We start from the raw sequence: 14,976 nt of genomic DNA, 5'->3' as shown, positions 1-14,976 counted from the left end.
GAAGAGTATTGTAATAGCTCCATTAAGAAATTGGTGACGAAAAAACTCTGAGTTTATTTGTTGGTATATTATTGTTTTTACGGTGTAATTTGGAATATTTATCACAATCAGTGAACGCGAAGATTATGCTGGATATGTGAGGGGATGATATCTGCAAGATTTCACATATTGAATATAGAACTGTATAAGGAGAGGAAATAAGAATATGAAATTCAAAGGAATGTAAATGAGCCCTAGTGATCCTGATGTTACGCTATGCATTACAAGCTGTGGCCGACTAGATCTGTTAAGAGAGACTTTAGACAGTTTTATGCCCAGACATGTGCAGTTCTTTGCAGATGCGTTCTTGACTGAAGACGCTAATTCTCAAGCAGTGAGAGAGTGGCTTCAAGAAAACTATCCTCAGTTCAAAGTGTTCATGAATGCTCCAAAGCTGGGACATCTTCGTTCGGTCGATACAATGTATCAAGAGGTAAGAACTCCTTATATCTTTCATGGCGAAGATGATTGGTTATTTGAGGATGTTGAAATTATTTCAGCCTGCAAAAAAATTCTTGAAAGCGATAGCAGCATAAGTGTCGTATGTGTTCGTCAGTTCTCTGACTTAAGTGAAAATCAAGTAAAGAATTTTCAGATTAATGAAGTCGATGGTATTAAGTTTGGGTGCCATCCTGTTGAGCGTCATGCTAAATGGGGAGCCTTCACTTTCAATCCTTCTTTGCTGAGACGTAGCTTGTGGGAACAATATGGCCCTTATGTGCAGTATGAAACGGAAGCCGGTATTAGTATCCGAATGAAGCAAGATGGCCTTAAAATTGCTTTTCTTGATCCTGGTTCTTGCAAACATATTGGTTGGGACGCTCATGTGGATGATCCCTTTCAAGGGGGGAAAAGTAGCAAGCTCATCAAAAAGTTAATGAATTCAATTAAGAAACGGAGAACAAAATTTCTAAGTATTCTCGGTTGTCGTTGATTGGGAAATACAAGTTAACACCTAACAATTATTAGTCATGTACTGATGGGACATTTAGACTTTAATGACAGACGATATCTCTGTAATCCTGCTGTGGCCGGGGCTTTTGAATCCGTTTGCCATATTGATCGCCGCCTATATGGGCTACTACGCCAATCAGCGGGGGAAGATCTTTATTGCAGGATTTGCTGCAGCTGCGCTCAGCCTGTTTCTTGAAGGGCTTATCAAGCTTGTTGGGATACCTTTGCCGTGGAACCCTGAAGTGGGGCCGCTGGCGTTGTTCCCGTTCCGCTTTGCGACGGGGCTGATTGTAAGTGCTATTGCTATGAAAATCGGGGCAAGTCGTCGCCGCGCAAAGTGAGTGCTGAGGGATTGTTGTTCAGCGTGGGTCAAGCTCCAGATGCTTCTGCGCGACTTTCTACAAGCTTCTCCCCGAAATTTAGGCACTCTGGTTCAAAAACCCCCGAAGATTCACTTGCCATTGCGGGGTTGATGGCCTACCCAACACCATTGAGAAATTAGGTGGTCTTCGTGGCTGTGCATCGCGTGGCCGGACTTCCGTGAAGACTTATACGAACACAGGATATTGATCGCATGACGCTGCTTGTCGATACGCGCACTCCGGATCCGAAGAAATTCATCAAGGGCGCAACTGGCGACTGGGAAATCGTAATCGGCATGGAGGTTCACGCTCAGGTGACCTCTGAAGCCAAACTTTTCTCGGGCGCTTCTACCAGCTTTGGCAGCGATCCGAATAATAATGTGAGCTTGGTTGATGCGGCGATGCCGGGCATGCTGCCAGTGATCAACGAAGAATGTGTTCGTCAGGCTATTAAGACCGGTTTGGGTCTGAAGGCCGAGATCAATCTGAAGTCCGTTTTTGATCGCAAGAACTACTTCTACCCTGATCTGCCGCAGGGCTATCAGATCTCCCAGTTTAAACAGCCGATCGTTGGTGAAGGTATCATTCACCTTGATATGAAGAGCGGTGAGCAGGTTGAAGTGGGCGTTGAGCGTCTGCATCTCGAGCAGGATGCCGGTAAGTCCCTGCATGACCAGCACCCGACCATGTCATTTGTTGACCTGAACCGTTCCGGTGTGGCGCTGATGGAAATCGTTTCCAAGCCAGACATTCGCTGTGCTGATGAAGCCAAGGCTTACCTGACCAAGCTGCGCACCATTTTGCGCTACCTGGGCACCTGTGACGGCAACATGGACCAGGGTTCCATGCGTGCTGATGTGAACGTTTCTGTTCGCAAGCCGGGTGGTGAGTTTGGTACGCGTTGTGAGATCAAGAACGTGAACTCCATCCGTTTTGTTGGTCAGGCGATTGAATATGAAGCGCGTCGTCAGATCGGCATCTTGGAAGATGGCGGCGAGATCGATCAGGAAACACGCCTGTTTGACAGCGTGAAGGGTGAGACCCGTTCCATGCGTTCTAAAGAAGAAGCGCATGATTACCGTTACTTCCCGGATCCAGATCTGCTGCCGCTTGAGTTCACTCAGGCGCTGGTTGATGAGATGGCTGCGGACCTTCCGGAACTGCCGGATGAGAAGAAGGCGCGTTACATTAAAGACTTCGGTCTGACCCCATATGACGCTGACATTTTAGTTGCTGAGCGTGTCTCCTGTGACTTCTTTGAGGAAGTTGCGAAGGGCCGTGATGCGAAGCTGGCTGCGAACTGGGTGATCAACGACACCTTTGGCCGCTTGAATAAAGAAGGTCTGGATGTGACCTCCAGCCCGATCTCTTCTGAGCAGCTGGGCAAGATCATTGATCTGATCAAAGCAGGCACCATTTCTGGTAAGATCGCGAAAGATCTCTTCGAGATCGTCTGGACTGAGGGTGGTGATCCAGCGCAGATCGTAGAAGATCGTGGCATGAAGCAGGTGACTGACCTTGGTGCGATTGAAGGCATCGTGGACGAAATCCTTGCAAACAACACCGACAAAGCAGAGCAGGCGAAAGAAAAGCCGGGCATGCTTGGCTGGTTCGTTGGTCAGGTGATGAAAGCCTCCAAGGGTAAAGCAAACCCGCAGGCTGTGTCTGACATGCTGAAAGCGAAGATCGGCCTCGAGTAAGTCGTTCTTACAGCTTTATAGAATTCGAAGGCCTGCCAGTTTGGTGGGCCTTTTTTCTTGGTGAGGCTAGGTCACCTCAACCCACCCTCCTGATTTGTGAGAGCGGCGGGCAGCATCGACAACTTTTGCAACTTCGAGGCCGTCTTTGAAGACTGGCCAATCCGTGGTTCCTGTCGCAATGGCTTCCAGAAAGTCACGAGCCTCGATGATCAGCTGATCCTGATAGCCGGTTCCGTGACCGGGACCGAGGCAGAAGGCTGCATAATCCGGATGGTGAGGATTGGTCAGGATCTTTCTGAAGCCGGATTGCTCTGGTTCATCTTCCATTTTTTAAAGCCAGAGGGCGTTCTGGTCTTCCTGATCAAACCGCAGTGCGCCTTTGGTGCCGGTGATCTCGTAGATAATGCCCATCTTCTTGCCCAGTGCGACACGGCTGAAGAGGAGGTGACCTGTCGCTCCGTTTTCAAAAGTGCACATGAACTGAGCCACATCATCATTGGTGACTTGCTCGACGATGTTTGGTGCGCATTCTGACGGGCGTGTTTTGAAAACGGTCTCAATCTGTGCACTGACTTTCCTGATTGGGCCAACCAGAACATGGGCGCAGTTGATCATGTGAGGGGCGAGGTCTCCCATAGTGCCGTTGGAGTCTCCGCTGGAGCGCCATGTGGCTGGGGCATTGGGGTTTGCGAAAAAATCCTCGGTATGTTCTCCGCGAAAGAAAGTGATGTCTCCGATTACACCTTCTTTGATGAGCTGATGGGCCAGTTGTGTTGCGGGTGTGCGGATGTAGTTGAATCCCACCAGATTGACTTGCTCTGAGGCTTGCGCTGCCTGTGCCATTTCGGTTGCGTCTGCAAGGCTCGCGCCCAATGGTTTTTCGCAGAGCACGGGCTTTCCCAGTTTGAAAGCTTCCAGAGCGATTTCCCGATGAGTGGTTTGTGGGCTGGCAATGACTATGGCTTCAACCCGCGGATCGTTGACCAATGTGCTCCAGTCACTGGTGGATCTGGCAAAGCCGAATTGTTCGGCCTTCTCCTGAGCGCCGTTATCTGTGGTGGTGCAGATCATCTCAAGTCGGGCACGGAGTTTGGTGTTGAACACTGCGGGGGCTGCGTTGAATGCGACGGCGTGCAGTTTTCCCATATACCCTGCACCGATCAGGCCAATGCCAATTTCCATAGGGCGTCCTTTTATAGATGAGGGAGGGTATGTCGGGGGGCTTAAAAACTAATCAGGGAAACCGATAAGAATTGGAAATGTTCGGTTGCTTGATCCCTTCAAAGGGACTAGGGAGAGGCATCGACCCCAAGAAAAGTTGACTGGATATCATCTCATTTTGAGTGCGCGTCCCCAGCTGGGTTCAGATTGGTTCTGCGGGTGCGTGTAAAGAAGTTGACGAACAGAGGCGATTGCTTTTGGTGGGTTTGGGGTTAGAGCGTGGTGAAAACGTGTCTCTTGAATGAGTGACCCCTAATATCTCAGTAATCCTAATAGCTTAGAGATGTTTCACAGGGTTAATTTTCGCTGTGAATCATCATCGCTCTGCCTAGCCACGACCATATCTCCGCCTTATTACGCTACGATAAACTTCAGGTGATCGGGCGTTATGGAGACTTGTCTGGTCTGGGGTCTAAGCTCTGCTAGAACTTATAGTTGCGCAGTGTATGCGAACACTGCACTTTGTTGTATTTGAAACCTTGGGGGCGTCTCGTTGCTTAATCAACGAAGTAGTTTTCTTTCCAATATCGCTGTATTAGGCGTCATTTGCTCCAGTGTTGGACTTGGGGCTTTTGCTTCTTCTTCAGTGACTGCTGCAAGCGAAAGCTCTCAATCTCAGGTGCCATTCACCTTTGGCGCACTCGTGGCAAAGATGAAGGCACAGGCGCAAGACGCCTATGTTGAACCAACCAGCGAACTGCCGGAAGCACTGGCGGCCTTGAAGTACGATGGCTATCGGAAAATTGGCTATAAACGTGACCGTAGCAAGTGGAAGGACACCGAGAACTTTCGGGTTCATGCCTTCCATCCGGGCTGGTTGTTTAAAAATCCTCTGAAAATTCATGAGGTAAGCGAGGGCGCTGCTCAACCATTCGTGTTTGAAGCTGCTGACTTTGACTATCAGGATGCGGAGCTGACCGCATCGCTGAGCGATGTTTCTTTTCCCGGTGTTGCCGGATTCCGCTTGCTAAATCCACTCAATGTGGAAGGGCGGATGGATGAATTGGTGGCGTTTCTGGGCGCCAGCTATTTCCGTGCTTTGGGCGCGGGCAATGTTTATGGCCTGTCCGCACGTGCGCTTGCCATTGACACAGCCAGCGGTAAGCCGGAGGAGTTTCCGAACTTCACTGCGTTTTATCTTGGCAAGCCAGTAGATGGCTCTGACAAGGTGACGGTTTGGGCTGAACTTGATAGCCCGAGTGTGACCGGAGCCTATCAGTTTGTCTTTAAGCCAGGCCAGCAAACAGAAGTTGATGTGACTGCACATCTGTTTTTCCGCAATGATGTGGAGCGGCTTGGCATTGCACCCCTGACTTCCATGTATCTTTACGGTGAGAATGACCGTGTCGGGTTTGATGATTTCAGACCAGAAGTGCATGACAGTGATGGGCTGAAGCTGCGCTTTGCCAATGGCAAGACCGCGTGGCGGCCACTTTCCAACCCGGATAATCTGCAGCTTTCCTTTATTGGTGCCAGAAGTCCAGCTGGGTTTGGCCTGATGCAGCGTGACAAAGATCTTGAGAATTATCAGGACCTTGAAGCTCGCTACGACAAGCGTCCAAGCCTTTGGATTGAGCCTCTTGGTGATTGGGGTTCTGGTGCCGTCATGCTTGCAGAAATTCCAACAGATCAGGAAATCAACGACAATGTTGTTGCCTTCTGGTCTCCGAATGAAGCGGTGAAAGCGGGTGATGAACTCTCATTCCACTACAAGATGTATTGGGGTGATGAAGTTGGTCGTACTGAGCAGATGCTGATGCCTGTGGTCCAGACCCGTTCTGGCAAAGCCGGGCATTCGGCTTCTGAAGAGAGCTCGCTGACCCGTAAGTTTGTAGTGGACTTTGATGCTGAGTTGTTTGCTGAGAGCGGATTGGATGGGGAGCAGCTTGTACGCGCAAAACCATTTATTGAAAACGCTGCTTTAAACGGCACAGTAAACTTTGCTGACGTTCGCTACATTGAAGAGCTGGGTGTTTATCGTGTGTTTCTGGATGTTTCCCGCGATGACATTGAAGTCCCGGTTGAGTTGCGCCTTCAGCTGACTGATGGCGAAAAAGCAGTTTCCGAAGAATGGCTTTACCAGTGGGGGTGGAGCTCATGAGGCCTATGACATCTAATCTATTTTCGACAAATGTTGACTTGAGCAGCGGTCCAGTTGCACCGCTTGCCATGCCAGTGCAGGATCTTTCTGCAGATGATAGCTGGCTTGTTCTGATCTGGCGTCGCATGCGGTTTGGGCGCAGCTACTCTGCGCTTCCTTCCAAACGGACGCGCTTGCAAAAAGCCATCTCTACCTTTTCGGAGCGGTAATCCATGGATAAGCCGTTTCGCGACGGGGTAGGGCACCGCCGGACTGCGGCTTTCGTCTTCTGTCTGGCGTTGTCCCTCAGCTTTACAGGGCTGTTTTATGCAGCCTTGAGTGCTGACTATCTTAATATCTATGAGGTTGTTCGGATTGTGCTGCTGTTTGTCAGCACCCTCTGGCTTTCCTGGGGTGGAGCGACCGTTCTGCTGGGTTTGCTTTATGGTCGCTCTGTTCAACCTCTTGAGGCTGATCCGCGATCTTTGCCTGCTGCTGGCACCGCAATCCTCATGCCGATCTATCATGAAGATGCGCTGGTCGTTGCCGCTCGTCTTGCTGCGATGATGGATGATCTGCGCGCTAACAATGCAACACACCTGTTTCACTGGCATGTGCTTTCTGACAGTCGTGATGAAGAGATTGCGGCAGTGGAAGAGCAAGTGGTGCGCCAGTTGGTTGCCCGCTATCCGGAACAGAAGATTTTTTATCGTCGCCGGACTGACAACCATGGCCGCAAAGCAGGCAATGTTGCCGAGTTTGTGCAGCGGTGTGGTGGTGCCTACCGTTACATTGTGGTGCTGGATGCTGACAGTCTGATGCGTGCCGACACATTGGTGCACATGGTTGGACGCATGGAAGCCGAGCCCAACCTTGGGCTGTTGCAGACCGTGCCGATGCTTGTTGGTCTGAAAAGCTATTTTGGCCGCAGTATCATGTTTGCTTCTGGCATGTTTGGCCGGTCCTTTGCTTTTGGCCTTGCTGCGATGCAGGGCGAATGCGGGCCATTTTGGGGGCACAACGCGATTATTCGCACACGTGCATTTGCCTCCAGCTGTGGTTTGCCGGAGTTGGATGACACCGCGGCATTTGGCGGGCACATATTGAGCCACGACAGTGTTGAATCTGTGCTGTTGGCGCGTGCGGGCTGGCAGGTAGAGTGTGATCCACGGATTACTGGCTCCTATGAAGCTGCGCCTGAGAATATTTTAGGGTATGCCGCGCGTGATCGGCGTTGGTGTCAGGGCAACTTGCAGCATTCCCGTGTGGTTGGGGCTCGTGCTCTGAAGCCTTGGGGTCGGTTCTCTCTGATACTTGGCATAATGTCTTATCTGAGCTCTCCGGTTTGGGCTGCGTTTCTTCTGGCAAGTTTGTTTGCGCCTTTGGATCTTCCTGTGCTGCAGGCCTATACCTTCCAGAACCACCTTCCGGTTCTTGGCCACATTCCGATGAGTGCGGCTTATGAAGGGGCTGCTTTGCTCTTTGGCGTGGCTGCCTTGCTGGTGCTGCCGAAAACACTTGTTGTTTTGAAAGAAGTATTTCTGGGTGTCGAAAACACCTCCCGCAAAGGTATACTAGGCGGGCTTGTGGAGCTGATCAGCTCTGCTGTATTCGCGCCGGTGTTGATGGTGTTTCAGTGCCGTTCTGTCTTTGAGGTTCTGATGGGCCGGGACAGTGGCTGGACTAATGCGCACCGCGATGCGGGTCGCTTGCCTTTGCTGGACTGCCTCAAATCTGTCTGGTGGGTGAGTGTGATTGGTGCGATGGCTATGGGATTGAGCTGGATTGGCGAAGCCTCTCTCTGGCTTTGGGTGATGCCGGTTGCTTTACCGATGTTGCTGGCGCCGTTCATCATCTGGGCAAGCTCTTACAATGTGGGCAGCCGGGCCGCTGAACGTTTGGGCTTTGTGCTTTCCTCTGATCAGGAGGGAGCCGCGCAATTGCTCGCTCATGTGGAAAAATACTCCGCAGATCTCAGGGTATAGACGGCTAATTTGTGCTTTGAGGGCCACATCCACCAGCTGAACCGCTGGGATGTGGCCCTTCTTATATCTGCTGGTGTCTCTCCGATTTAAGCTTTCGGTCCAAGCCTCTGATGGGGATGCAGTGATGCCGGAAGAGACAGTTTCAACCCGATTTTGGTGGCGTCCCGCAGGCGTCTTTGTTCTGATTGCAGGATACTTGCTTCTGCATCTGGTTTTGCGCGGTTATTTCTCTCCTACACTCAGCACGGATGACATGTTTGAAAACGTGTTTGTGCAGGAGTTGAAGCTTGGCTACCAGGTGCGGCAACCTCCGCTTTATGAGTGGATGCTTTATGGGGTTCAGAAGATCTTCGGGCCGACGATCTGGAGCTTTCTGGTTCTCAAGTACGCACTGGTGTTGTGTTTTGCGCTGTTCCTTTACGCTGTTGCCCGGCAGGCGATTGCCAATGCAAAACTGGCTGCGCTTGCCGTGTTTTCCTATGTGGCGCTCTATCAGATTGGCTTCAACCTGCATGAGGGGGTGACGCATACTGCCGTGCTGATGGCGGCTTCTGCGGCAACGGTTTACTGCTTCCTCTGGCTTTTGAGGGAGAAGACGGTGACTGCGGCTGTGTGTTTGGGGCTCGCAGTTGGGTTTGGAATGCTTTCCAAGCACTCTTACGTGCTGGTGCCGGCTGCTGTTTTTCTGGCAGCACTCAGTGATCGGCATTGGCGCAGGCAAGTGCGGCTTCCAATGTTGATCGTTGCCGGTGTGATCGCGGCAGTAGCGTACTCGCCCTATCTTTACTGGGTCATGACTGGCGAACAGGCCCTTGTCGGTTCCGCGTTGACTGTGATGCGCGAGGGAGAGCAGGGGGGCGGACTTGCCCGCGTTGTGACGGGTGAGCTGCGATTGCTGGTGAGTGTGCTCGGGTTTTCCGTGCCGTTCTTGCCGCTGGTGTTGCTGCTGTTTTTCCCCGCCCTGTTTCGCGGCGAAAGAGCGAAGGCTTCAGATCCTGACGTTCGACTGGTCGGTAGACTGCTTCAACGAGCACTGGTTGTTTCTCTGGTGCTGGCGTTTGTGGGCGTGTTGGTCAGCGGGGCACAATACATCAAGGAACGGCATATGCACCCGGTGCTGCTCTTACTGCCCATCGTGATGTTCACTCTCATTTCCCAGCGGCGCTATTCACCGAGATCGGTGAAGATCTACAGCAGTGTGCTGGCCCTGCTGGTTCTTGTGGTGCTGGGCATCCGCATCTCCGGATTTCTCGCCCCGGACAAAAGGATGTGTGGTGGTTACTGCCGGCACATGAAGCCCTATGAGGACCTGGGCAAGCAGCTCAAGGCTCAGTTCCCTGAGGCAGAACAAGCGACGATCGTTTCGCTGGATGAATACACTGGCGGAAACCTGAGGGTTACTCTGCCAGATGCGCGACATATCATCCAAAGCTTCCAACCTAGCACTCAGCAACGGCAAAACTGCTTTGTTGTCTGGGACATGGGAGACAACGGCGCGCAACGCGGTCTGAAGGCAGCGTTGACCAGCGGTGGTTTTGGACCCGGCAAAGCACCTGTTCGCGAAGATACTTTACATTCAAATCGGATAGATGTGAGTTGGCCTCATTTGTGGAAGAAGGATAACTTTCGTAAAACCACATTCGGCGTCGCGAAGATTGACCGCGATTCTGAAATTTGCCGCTAACTCATATTGGGTGTTTTGATGCTGAAGATACGCGTTGCCAGAGACGAAGACCTTGAAGCTGTGGTTCAGATGATGAATGGGGGTGCATCCTCGCAGCGGATTCATTTGGAAAACGGTGCGACTGACACATACAAGCCTGCGTTTCGTGCAATCCAGCAATGCCCTAATACTGATATTTATGTGGGCGAGACAGAAGCCGGCGAGGCGGTTGCAACTTTTCAGCTAACCTACGTGAAGGGCCTCGCCTTCAACGGTAAACCACGCGGTCAAATTGAAAGCATGCACACTCGCGCTGACATGCGTGGCCAAGGGGTTGGTCAGGAGATGCTTGCCCATGCGATCAAGTTGGCACGCGATGAAGGCTGCTGTATGGTGCAATTGACCTCAAACAAAGAACGCGATGGTGCACATCGCTTCTATGCCAGTAATGGATTTGTGCCGACGCACGAAGGCTTCAAGCTGATTTTCTAAGTGTTAACTGGCATAAAAGCCGGAACTTTCTCGCTGCAGGGTTCTGGAATAACTTGTACCCTCGAACAGGGCGCATGAAACGCTCCTCCATCCTCGCAATCCAATTGTTTTCTCACAGGTGATCAAATGGCCGTATCGCAGACCAAGCCGATTGAACTTTATTATTGGCCAACACCGAATGGTTGGAAAATTTCCATCATGTTGGAGGAACTTGGCGTTCCCTATGACTTGAAGCTGGTAAATATAGGACGCGGTGAGCAGTTTGAGCCAGACTTTCTCAAGATAGCGCCAAACAACCGGATGCCTGCAATTGTTGATCCTGAAGGGCCGGGCGGCGAGCCGATCTCTATTTTTGAGTCAGGTGCTATCATGCAGTATCTGGGGCGGAAATTTAACCAGTTTTATCCATCAAAAGAACGCGCTCGTGTTGAAACGGAAGAATGGTTGATGTGGCAAATGGGCGGGTTTGGCCCCATGCTTGGCCAGAACCACCATTTTCGTGTCTATGCGCCGGAAAAAATTGAATATGCCATGACCCGTTACTTCAATGAAACGCATCGGTTGTATGGAGTGCTTAATAAACGGCTTGCTGATCGGGCTTACGTTGCTGCTGGGGAGTACACGATTGCGGATATGGCTATATTTGGCTGGTCGCATCGTTGGGAACGGCAAGGAATGGATTTGGAAGAGTTTCCGCATGTAAAAGCCTGGCGTGAACGATTGTTGGCTCGCTCTGCAGTTGTGCGAGGGCTTAAAGTGGGTACGGCTGAAGCTGAAACCTCAAACATTGCAGAGGACAAGCAGGCTCAATCCGTTCTGTTTAATCAACGTGGGTCATAACTTGACGACATAATCGATACTTCCGGCAGGCTTCCATATGTTTGTCCTGACAGATGCATGTAGCGGTGATTGTCTCCCTCGATATCTGTTTGTTGCCGTGCTAAGTATTCATCACGCCTACGGCACTTTAAGTTGATTTGAACCGGAGGCCTTGCAAACCTAGGCTCACGCAGAATGATAAATAGAAATCACTTGCGAATGGACCTTGGAACTATGCGGGCTCATAAATTCTTCCTGACCTCTCTTATTCTGGCTGTTTGGGCGTTTGCCTCGCCTGTCTCAGCCGCTTCTTTTGAAGACCCTAAGTACAGTCTTGAAGTGAAAGACGAGGCAGGTACTAAAACACTGCGCGATGCTTTCACCAAAGGACCTGCTATTTTGCATTTCTGGGCAACATGGTGCCCGAACTGCCGTGTTGAACTGCCAGCAATGGAACGGTTTGAAGATGAGTTGAAGGCGCAAGGTCTGGATGGTCAATTTGTTGTCGTAGCATTGGAAGATGTTCCGTATGGCCGCATCCAAAGTTTCCTTCAAGATCGTTTGGAACTGGAGCGCTTCACCAGCTATCAAGCCGTTGATATGCAGGCGGTTGGAACCGCATTTCAGGTTGCGGCGATGCCTTACACGCTCTTTATCGATGAAAACGGGGATGTGCTTGGCGGAATTCCGGGATCTCTTGAATGGGATGCCCCACAGATCAAAGAGACCTTTATTGGCCACCTTCAAGGCAAAGGTACGATCGCCTCTGGTAACTGAGTCTGTTTTCCGGCTTTCTGCAGTTTCGAACTTGGAACCCAGGGAAAGTTGATTATCCTTTGATACATGAGAGCCCTCTTGCCGGACTACTTAAGTCCGGGCAAGTTTGGGCTCTTTTTCATACGAGTTGAAAGAGCTTCCATGGTGATGTCGATTGCAGGGAAAATCTGATCCAGTGGAGTTTCGAACTTGACCATCTGGATGATCCCTTCAAAAGCCATCATAAAATAATGCACCAGATGGTCTATGTCCTCTGGTGCTTGCAGATCGCTTTCAAACTTTACCAGGCGCCGCCGGATCTCAGCTGCCCATTGGAAACGCAATGCGAGGTAATCTTGATCCCAGCTCCGGATCAAGCCGACCAATCTCGCCAATGGTGGACCAGTAAAGGCTACCTTCGGTACGGTTTTGCTCCTCGCATAGCTCTGCAAAATCAGTCAGCATCAGGTACATGCAGGAATAAATATCAGCGTACATCGCGGAGCTTGAGCTAACTTGCTGGCTAAATCGCATGAAGTACCAGCGCATAGCCGGGGCGATGAGATCCCGTTCCCCCTCAAATCTTTGGCGCAATAAGTCAGGAGCAATCTGTGCTGCTTCAGCAACTGCGTCGATGCTTGCAGCTTGTCGACCTTTTTCCAAAAGAAGTTGGAAAGCTATTTTGAACACCTGTTCCAACCTGTGAGGCGGAATTAAGTCGTCGGGATTTTTGTTGCTGATCATAAAACTACAGACTCATCCTTAGCACTTCAACCTTAGCAAATTGCGATAATTGTTGTGCGTCTTCCTGAGCGTCTTCGAGTTCAATTTAGCCTTCGAAGCGAGTATCCAGAGTGCCTGAGCTGTAGCCGATAGCATAAAGCCGAAAATGATCCGGAAAGTAATGCAACGAGATATGTTTCAATTTGTTGGGGTTGTCCTAATAAGGCAGCTCTTTAAGATGTTTCATCGCAGGGGGTGGCAAGCAGCAGGATTGATTTTATTATTTGAGTTTAGGGCGTTGCCAGATCACATTTTCACAAAAATTCAGGAGGATCTTTTTGCAGCCTGTCATTTTTAGAAGGCCACTGGGCAACAGGTGAATATTGATAGCAATTTCGTATCCACGCCGAGGATCATAGCCTTCTGCGTGCCATTTGTTTTCTCCAGCTGCCTTTATATTCCAGAGTACCTTTAATCCAAGGACTTTGCGCTCCCGTTTGGTCGTATCGTGATTTCGGAGGTCCAGAATATCTTGCTGACGTTTACCGTCGGGTGGTTTGAAGGACTGAAGCTGCCCACACATGGTCGAACCACATTGTGAGATACTGATAATTGCACCCTTGGTTGTTCGCCACAAACCGTGCAGGTCAGAGCCTTTGGCTGTTGTCACCAATGAAGTTGAGAGAAAAATAAAGCCAAAGATGAAACCAGAACGGACCATGCCAACCAGCTTGCTTGATCACCTGCTCAATCTCAGGAGCAGGTGACTAGCTATCATAACAGGCCAGTTTCGGCTTGCTGCCTCTGGGCTTAAGGTAAATTTACTTTGTACGGGTCCAGGTGTCGCCTTTACAGAAGATCAGCACGCAACCCTCAAGTTTCAATTTATCGCTGGAAACCAGTTCCATTTTGCCGGAGTATGTTTTGCCATCTTCCGCATTGTAAACCTTGCCCTTCCAGCTGTTTTTTCCGCTGGGTTTCATACCAAGAATGGTTCTTGAGCCAATTAAGGACCGATCGCGGAGCTTGGGATCCGGGTTCTCTGTATCCTTACGTGGTTTTTTTAACCAAACAATGTTGCCGCAAAGATTCCCCCCGCACTTGGAGATCTTAATCTTGGCGGTTCCGTTTGCCCTCAGCCAGGTGCCGGTTGCATCAGCGGCAAGGGCTGATGTGGCCAAGCCAATTGAAAGTATCGCTGCCGAGGATGATTTCAATAAGGGTGCTTTCATGGTTCCTCCCAAAACACTGAAGCTTGCTAATAATGGCTTTACCTTATCGTAAAGCTGGGAATGTGCAAGGCAATCAAACAGAGGACTGGACAAGCTCTCATTGATTTCGATTCGCACAACCCACCAATTCAATCAGTGCGATATCCCTTGGTTTACAGCGTGTCAGAACTGCGTAATTTTTGACTTTAAAGCAGCTTTTTTCGTTTCAATCATGGTTTTTAACCGCCTTTTTAGAGTGTCAAAATCTAATAGTCCGCGACGTCAATTAGATTTCGGGGAGGCGTCGGCTTCCTCTTATCTCATGAAAAATTACGAGCAAATCCACACGAGTTCACTGTGTTTAGGAGAGAGATTTAATGACTGTGTTGCAGTTTGATGGCGTAATTCATCGGCATGTGAAGCAAAACCTATGCGAAGTAGAGTCTCTGTTACGGCGTGGTCTGGATGCGGCATCTGGAAAAGCCGGTGCTTGCGATCTGATCGAAGCCCATAAGTGGTTTAACCTTGCAGCGATGCGAGGTAGCACGCAGGCAGTAAGATATCGTCGTGAGGTATCTCAGGAAATGTCGAATATAGAGATTGCTGAGGCACAACGCGCGGCTAGAGACTGGCTTTCTGTACACTGATATGAATTCTACAGCTTGTCGCGATTGGTATGCGGCAAGCTTATGATCCGAGGCTTTGGGAATCCTCTGCCAAGATAGAGCCGGGGACACTGGTTTGACCGAGAGTTGTTTTTGAACAGACAACGTATGAGTGTCTCCAACACCTAAAGTTAAGAACCTGTTTTTCGCGTTGGTTTTGCGATGTTCGCAGCAGAGCGCGATCTACTCAATAAGTTCATTATTCGATTATCAAAGAACTCGGGTTTTACCGATAGTCGGGTTGTCTGGTGTTGGCTTTGATAGTGTAGCTTGTTTTGATCTTGGTCTATTCCTGTAATGTTCTCC

General features: G+C 50.2%; 18 protein-coding genes. 12 read left to right on the top strand and 6 right to left on the bottom strand.

All coding sequences use genetic code 11. The annotated features are described in order from the left end of the window. The first annotated feature begins 226 nt into the window (after positions 1 to 226). From PsAD46_RS21010 to gatB, 3 genes are all read left to right on the top strand, one after another. On the top strand, positions 227 to 973 hold the full coding sequence (locus PsAD46_RS21010) for a hypothetical protein (protein WP_063291696.1): 747 nt from the start codon (positions 227 to 229) through the stop codon (positions 971 to 973). A 64-nt stretch (positions 974 to 1,037) separates the two neighbouring features. Then, positions 1,038 to 1,334: a hypothetical protein gene (locus PsAD46_RS21005; protein WP_057463341.1), complete on the top strand. Its 297-nt coding sequence runs from the start codon at positions 1,038 to 1,040 to the stop codon at positions 1,332 to 1,334. Between the two features lie 233 nt (positions 1,335 to 1,567). Continuing rightward, positions 1,568 to 3,055, top strand: coding sequence for an Asp-tRNA(Asn)/Glu-tRNA(Gln) amidotransferase subunit GatB (gene gatB, locus PsAD46_RS21000; protein WP_063300673.1), 1,488 nt, complete (start codon positions 1,568 to 1,570; stop codon positions 3,053 to 3,055). 66 nt (positions 3,056 to 3,121) lie between these two features. Here the strand turns inward: gatB and PsAD46_RS28460 are convergent, their stop codons facing one another. Together PsAD46_RS28460 and PsAD46_RS20995 are read right to left on the bottom strand one after the other, a co-directional pair. After that, on the bottom strand, positions 3,122 to 3,382 hold the full coding sequence (locus PsAD46_RS28460; protein WP_208981964.1) for a hypothetical protein: 261 nt from the start codon (positions 3,380 to 3,382) through the stop codon (positions 3,122 to 3,124). Between the two features lie 3 nt (positions 3,383 to 3,385). Next, positions 3,386 to 4,237 (bottom strand): Gfo/Idh/MocA family oxidoreductase, encoded by an 852-nt coding sequence (locus PsAD46_RS20995; RefSeq protein ID WP_208981963.1) that lies wholly within the window; start codon positions 4,235 to 4,237, stop codon positions 3,386 to 3,388. A gap of 532 nt (positions 4,238 to 4,769) precedes the next feature. Here PsAD46_RS20995 and PsAD46_RS20990 point away from each other — a divergent pair. The 7 genes from PsAD46_RS20990 (at position 4,770) to PsAD46_RS20960 (ending at position 12,092) form a co-directional block, all read left to right on the top strand. After that, entirely contained in the window at positions 4,770 to 6,377 is a 1,608-nt protein-coding gene (locus PsAD46_RS20990) for a glucan biosynthesis protein (protein WP_063307803.1), read from the top strand. A 5-nt stretch (positions 6,378 to 6,382) separates the two neighbouring features. Next, positions 6,383 to 6,586 (top strand): hypothetical protein, encoded by a 204-nt coding sequence (locus PsAD46_RS20985; RefSeq protein WP_063297864.1) that lies wholly within the window; start codon positions 6,383 to 6,385, stop codon positions 6,584 to 6,586. A 3-nt stretch (positions 6,587 to 6,589) separates the two neighbouring features. Then, entirely contained in the window at positions 6,590 to 8,341 is a 1,752-nt protein-coding gene (mdoH, locus tag PsAD46_RS20980) for a glucans biosynthesis glucosyltransferase MdoH (RefSeq protein ID WP_063307802.1), read from the top strand. Between the two features lie 124 nt (positions 8,342 to 8,465). Next, on the top strand, positions 8,466 to 10,025 hold the full coding sequence (locus PsAD46_RS20975; protein WP_063307829.1) for a glycosyltransferase family 39 protein: 1,560 nt from the start codon (positions 8,466 to 8,468) through the stop codon (positions 10,023 to 10,025). Between the two features lie 18 nt (positions 10,026 to 10,043). Then, entirely contained in the window at positions 10,044 to 10,496 is a 453-nt protein-coding gene (locus tag PsAD46_RS20970) for a GNAT family N-acetyltransferase (RefSeq protein ID WP_063307801.1), read from the top strand. A 126-nt stretch (positions 10,497 to 10,622) separates the two neighbouring features. After that, positions 10,623 to 11,336 (top strand): glutathione S-transferase N-terminal domain-containing protein, encoded by a 714-nt coding sequence (locus PsAD46_RS20965; protein ID WP_063307800.1) that lies wholly within the window; start codon positions 10,623 to 10,625, stop codon positions 11,334 to 11,336. Positions 11,337 to 11,549: 213 nt separating this feature from the next. Beyond that, a complete protein-coding gene (locus PsAD46_RS20960; RefSeq protein WP_208980809.1) occupies positions 11,550 to 12,092 on the top strand; it encodes a TlpA disulfide reductase family protein in 543 nt (180 codons plus the stop codon). Positions 12,093 to 12,178: 86 nt separating this feature from the next. Here the strand turns inward: PsAD46_RS20960 and PsAD46_RS28455 are convergent, their stop codons facing one another. The 4 genes from PsAD46_RS28455 to PsAD46_RS20945 form a co-directional block, all read right to left on the bottom strand. Further along, on the bottom strand, positions 12,179 to 12,316 hold the full coding sequence (locus tag PsAD46_RS28455; RefSeq protein ID WP_208981962.1) for a hypothetical protein: 138 nt from the start codon (positions 12,314 to 12,316) through the stop codon (positions 12,179 to 12,181). 76 nt (positions 12,317 to 12,392) lie between these two features. Then, positions 12,393 to 12,815 carry a hypothetical protein gene (locus PsAD46_RS28450; protein WP_208981961.1) on the bottom strand — a complete coding sequence of 141 codons (423 nt, stop codon included), beginning with the start codon at positions 12,813 to 12,815 and terminating at the stop codon, positions 12,393 to 12,395. Between the two features lie 259 nt (positions 12,816 to 13,074). Next, positions 13,075 to 13,515, bottom strand: coding sequence for a DUF2147 domain-containing protein (locus tag PsAD46_RS20950; protein WP_063291690.1), 441 nt, complete (start codon positions 13,513 to 13,515; stop codon positions 13,075 to 13,077). 100 nt (positions 13,516 to 13,615) lie between these two features. Next, positions 13,616 to 13,975 (bottom strand): DUF2147 domain-containing protein, encoded by a 360-nt coding sequence (locus PsAD46_RS20945; protein WP_244271769.1) that lies wholly within the window; start codon positions 13,973 to 13,975, stop codon positions 13,616 to 13,618. Here PsAD46_RS20945 and PsAD46_RS28685 point away from each other — a divergent pair. Beyond that, on the top strand, positions 13,911 to 14,078 hold the full coding sequence (locus PsAD46_RS28685) for a hypothetical protein (RefSeq protein ID WP_244272073.1): 168 nt from the start codon (positions 13,911 to 13,913) through the stop codon (positions 14,076 to 14,078). The two genes, PsAD46_RS20945 and PsAD46_RS28685, sit on opposite strands and share 65 nt — an antisense overlap. Positions 14,079 to 14,382: 304 nt before the next feature. After that, complete coding sequence (locus tag PsAD46_RS20940) at positions 14,383 to 14,652, top strand: hypothetical protein (RefSeq protein WP_063291688.1); 270 nt, start codon at positions 14,383 to 14,385, stop codon at positions 14,650 to 14,652. Positions 14,653 to 14,976: the final 324 nt, after the last annotated feature.

This window comes from Pseudovibrio sp. Ad46, assembly GCF_001623065.1.
Lineage (GTDB): Bacteria > Pseudomonadota > Alphaproteobacteria > Rhizobiales > Stappiaceae > Pseudovibrio.
Note: the sequence above shows the minus strand (reverse complement) of the source record. Positions and strands in the feature narration are given on the sequence as shown.

Bases quoted from the DNA above. Each gene is read 5' to 3' on its own strand.
- mdoH (WP_063307802.1), top strand. From the start codon at position 6,590: ATGGATAAGCCGTTTCGCGACGGGGTAGGGCACCGCCGGACTGCGGCT.
- PsAD46_RS20970 (WP_063307801.1), top strand. From the start codon at position 10,044: ATGCTGAAGATACGCGTTGCCAGAGACGAAGACCTTGAAGCTGTGGTT.
- PsAD46_RS20940 (WP_063291688.1), top strand. From the start codon at position 14,383: ATGACTGTGTTGCAGTTTGATGGCGTAATTCATCGGCATGTGAAGCAA.
- PsAD46_RS21005 (WP_057463341.1), top strand. From the start codon at position 1,038: ATGACAGACGATATCTCTGTAATCCTGCTGTGGCCGGGGCTTTTGAAT.
- PsAD46_RS20975 (WP_063307829.1), top strand. From the start codon at position 8,466: ATGCCGGAAGAGACAGTTTCAACCCGATTTTGGTGGCGTCCCGCAGGC.
- PsAD46_RS28450 (WP_208981961.1), bottom strand. From the start codon at position 12,815: ATGATCAGCAACAAAAATCCCGACGACTTAATTCCGCCTCACAGGTTG.
- PsAD46_RS28455 (WP_208981962.1), bottom strand. From the start codon at position 12,316: ATGATGGCTTTTGAAGGGATCATCCAGATGGTCAAGTTCGAAACTCCA.
- PsAD46_RS20985 (WP_063297864.1), top strand. From the start codon at position 6,383: ATGACATCTAATCTATTTTCGACAAATGTTGACTTGAGCAGCGGTCCA.
- PsAD46_RS20965 (WP_063307800.1), top strand. From the start codon at position 10,623: ATGGCCGTATCGCAGACCAAGCCGATTGAACTTTATTATTGGCCAACA.
- PsAD46_RS20995 (WP_208981963.1), bottom strand. From the start codon at position 4,237: ATGGAAATTGGCATTGGCCTGATCGGTGCAGGGTATATGGGAAAACTG.
- PsAD46_RS20950 (WP_063291690.1), bottom strand. From the start codon at position 13,515: ATGGTCCGTTCTGGTTTCATCTTTGGCTTTATTTTTCTCTCAACTTCA.
- gatB (WP_063300673.1), top strand. From the start codon at position 1,568: ATGACGCTGCTTGTCGATACGCGCACTCCGGATCCGAAGAAATTCATC.
- PsAD46_RS20960 (WP_208980809.1), top strand. From the start codon at position 11,550: ATGCGGGCTCATAAATTCTTCCTGACCTCTCTTATTCTGGCTGTTTGG.
- PsAD46_RS21010 (WP_063291696.1), top strand. From the start codon at position 227: ATGAGCCCTAGTGATCCTGATGTTACGCTATGCATTACAAGCTGTGGC.
- PsAD46_RS28460 (WP_208981964.1), bottom strand. From the start codon at position 3,382: ATGGAAGATGAACCAGAGCAATCCGGCTTCAGAAAGATCCTGACCAAT.